Origin of the sequence: uncultured Clostridium sp., assembly GCF_934754925.1 — a bacterium.
Taxonomy (GTDB): domain Bacteria; phylum Bacillota; class Clostridia; order Clostridiales; family Clostridiaceae; genus Clostridium.
Genome location: NZ_CAKVJA010000085.1, coordinates 1 through 3869, shown reverse-complemented (window position 1 = coordinate 3869; position 3869 = coordinate 1). Strand labels below are relative to the sequence as shown.

General features: G+C 22.5%; 3 protein-coding genes and 1 pseudogene. All 4 read right to left on the bottom strand.

Annotated features, from left to right (window positions below):
• A pseudogene (locus Q0G30_RS13810) lies at positions 1-668 on the bottom strand (capsular biosynthesis protein); the annotation flags it as partial.
• The gene (locus tag Q0G30_RS13805) at positions 665-1879 is read right to left on the bottom strand and encodes an O-antigen ligase family protein (RefSeq protein WP_294391228.1); all 1215 of its coding nucleotides are present in this window, start codon (positions 1877-1879) and stop codon (positions 665-667) included. The pseudogene Q0G30_RS13810 and the gene Q0G30_RS13805, both read right to left, overlap by 4 nt.
• Before the next feature lie 10 nt (positions 1880-1889).
• Positions 1890-2696, bottom strand: coding sequence for a glycosyltransferase (locus Q0G30_RS13800; RefSeq protein WP_294391225.1), 807 nt, complete (start codon positions 2694-2696; stop codon positions 1890-1892).
• Positions 2697-2970: 274 nt separating this feature from the next.
• Entirely contained in the window at positions 2971-3840 is an 870-nt protein-coding gene (locus Q0G30_RS13795) for an ATP-grasp fold amidoligase family protein (RefSeq protein WP_294391222.1), read from the bottom strand.
• Between the last annotated feature and the right edge of the window lie 29 nt (positions 3841-3869).

Sequence of the window (3869 nt, the reverse complement as noted above, 5' to 3'; positions counted from 1 at the left end):
GCATAAAAAAGCATTGTAGATAAATTTCCTAATAATATAAATATTCCAATTTTATTATTTTCTAACACATTTCTATCTAATCTTGCTTTTATCCCATGCGTATTTCTTTTAAATCTTATTTCAGATATTATCAATACAACTGTATGAGCTATAAGAATACTTAAACAGTAATCTATATATCTATTATTCTTCAAAAATACAACTAATATTATATTTATAACTGTAGTTATTATAGTATATATATATGAAATTTTACTATATTCCTTAAAATTGCCTACGGCCTGATAATAAAACTTATAAAACCAAGATAAGTTAATAGGTATTATACTAAGTGATAATAATATCATAATTATATTTTTATTGCATAGTGCTATAGTAAAAATAATACTCGTAATAATAACTTGAGTTATCATATAAAAATAATGTTCATTTTTTAATATCTTTTTATCAATATATTCCTCATTTTCTCCAGCATATTTATAATTAATTCCATCAGCAAAACCTAAACTTAATATCAAAACATATGAAACATAAAAAGTGTAAGTTTTATATTCGGAATAATTTTCTATGGATAAAACCATTGGTATCATAAAAGAAGTAACTATTCCTGATATAATTGATAATATATTAGCCCAAAATACTCTTATAATATTTTTTTGTAAACTCATTCTTCCTCCATACTTTTTACCTCTTTATCGAAATACACCATAAATTTACAAACTAATAATATGAAGAAGTAAAACATTTCATTATATAATATTGATAAAAAAATCATCTGGCACACTAATGCTACATATGATCCCAACATAAATATTTCTCTTTTATTATATTTATATATTTTAAAGCAATATCTGTACAATGATACTATCCAAATAGATAAAAATGAAAAACTAATAATTCCTCCCTCTGACATTACTTCTAATAATGTATTATGTACATAATGACTATTATTATAATTACTTATTCCATATGGAATTGTTGAATTTATGCCTATTCCAAATATGGGGTTATTAGCAAATGTCTTAAGCGCATTTCTCCATAACTCTATTCTTCCACTCCCACGATCTGATAATAAATTACTAAATCTACTTAAAACTATATCTACTATATCTATGCCAAATAATTTAGCAATATATATAAATCCTATACTTATAGCTAATAAGACTAATATTGATTTTATCTTTTCTGAAATTCTTCCTTTTATTAGCATAATAAATATTATACTTATTCCTATTGCTAGATATGCTCCTCGTGAAAATGATAATAATATACATGCTCCTGAAAGTATTGCTAGTAATTTATTATTATTACTTTCTTTTAGATTAGTTAAACTATACATAAATCCTATAGTAATAAAAAATACAAATATATTAGGATCATCAGAAATAAATCCTATCATTCTTGGAATTCCCCTGTCTAACAGTACTCCATAAACTCTTACATTATTCCAATTAGATATTTTACTTGCTGCAAAAACTCCTAAAAAATAATAAAATAGAGATATAGCTAATGATATATTAGTACAATATATAAACTTCTCTTTTACCACATCCATACTTATTCTTTCAAAAAAACTTCTAATTGTAAAATAAAATATCATTAATACTATAAAAGCCAATATATATCTTATATGATTTTCAGGATATATAAACTTTAATGCTGTTAATGAATACACTAGTATAAATAAAATCATATAAATTTCAAACTTATATAATTTTCTAATTTTAATATCTTTAAATATATAAAAAAATATTAATGCAGTTACAATCATATACGGCTTTATTGTAACTCCTATATCTATATTAATTCTTCCAAAATAAAGGGATATAATTAATAATTGCAATAAAAATTTATCTAATACTACTTTTTTAATTTTCATATTTCACCATTTAAACTCTAAACTTATTAATTTTGTTTAAATAATCTCTTCGACCATTAGTAAGTTGCTTAATAACATTTATAAACTTTATATCATTTTTATAAATACTATATTTCCTTAGTGAAAATTGTATATTATACAGCATACTTATTTTTTTATTTATTCTTGCAAATATAGCGCCTTTGTCAAAGAAATATTTTTCATTATATCCATTAAACCAACTTGATGTATCCTGTTTAACATATGCTATTGTATCAGGACATGTATATATTTTTAATCCATGCTTTAAACAATCATTCATAAATATTGTATCTTCTCCTGAAGTATATGTAGCTCCTGCACCAAATAATTCATCAAATCTAATATTATATTTATCTACTCTTGATTTTCTAAATGCAATTCTACATGATCCATACTTCATATAATTAAAAAAGTTAATCTTTTTATTTTCTGTTATTATGCTTCCTTGCCTATTAGGATTTAATATCTTTATATTAAATATTATTAAATCAGCATCTTCTTGTTTTTCAAATGCATTTAAAATTATTTCCTCATATTTATCTACATATATAACATCATCATCTGCTATTACACAAATATCAGCCTTTGTTTTATCTAATGCCCTATTTCTACTTCTAGCTAATCCTCTCTCATTATATGAATACATTCTAACTTTATTATTATTTATAATTCTTTCATCATATTCATTTTTCTCACATTGATTTATAATAATTGTATCTGTATTTAAATTCATTTCTTTTACTAGTTTAAAATTATTTTGATGCATTGTTGCTACTAGAACTTCAATTTTATTCATATTATATCTCCCTACATAATTTATAAATCTGTTAAGTTATATAAACATCCTCTCTCCCCCCAATAAAGTATAATAAGTTTGTAAAGTTAGTTTATATTATTTCACTTAAATTTATTATTTTTCATAAAAATAAATTTTATTACTTCCAAGTAAACTTACTGTATTTAAAAAAATTTACTTAATATTTAAAACATAATACAAAATTGACTTTAAAATAATTTTTTAGAAATTTATAATACTAATAAATTATAATTATTATAAAAATTAATAGCCCTTAATTTATATTAACTATTTCTCCAATTTTATTATCAAAACTCTCTTTAAAGTAATTTGGTCTTCCAGCTGCTGGAGTACATGTTAGTTCCCCTAATAAAGCTTTATTTTTTAACTCATAAAAATCAACTCTAATTATTTTAAAATCCTCGGCTATGCTTTTTGAAATTTCTATCATTTTTTCAAAATCATGCGGCTTATCAATTGTAATATCTGTTTTATACTTATCTATAATCACATCCATCTTATTCCATTCAGTGTCATAAACTGCAAGTTTTAATTCAGATTCTCTATTTGTACAACATAAAATGAAAGCAGGTTTTCCATTAAAACAATGTATCTTATAATCAACTGGTAAACTGTCAGAATCTATTCCTTCTATATACTCTTCAACTATTATCTTAGGCTCTATATCATTATAATGATATTCTCCACCTCTGTACCCATACTTTTCTTTCATCCATTTATTAAGTAATTTCTTACTGTTTTTAATATCTAATTTATTTTTATCTGTACATATTATATTATATCCACAACCATGATTACATTTCATTGCAAATCTATTTGGTAGACTATCAAAATCTATTTCATCAACACTATCATAAACATTCAATAGTTTAACTAAATATTCACTATATCCCTTTTGCTCGATATATTCTCTTACCATAAATTTATCAGCGCAATTGCTAGCTAACGAATTTTTATCATATAAATTTAAATAATTCATTTTTTCACTAAAGCTAATTGGATTATTTAAATTTAATTTTCTTTTCATCTTTATTCTATAAGTTGTTTTAATTGATAATTTAGGAGCATATTTAAACCCCAAATACGCTATCTTGTTACTTATTATTTTAATAATACTATTCATAATAAATTACTCCAATATTATTCTAGTCT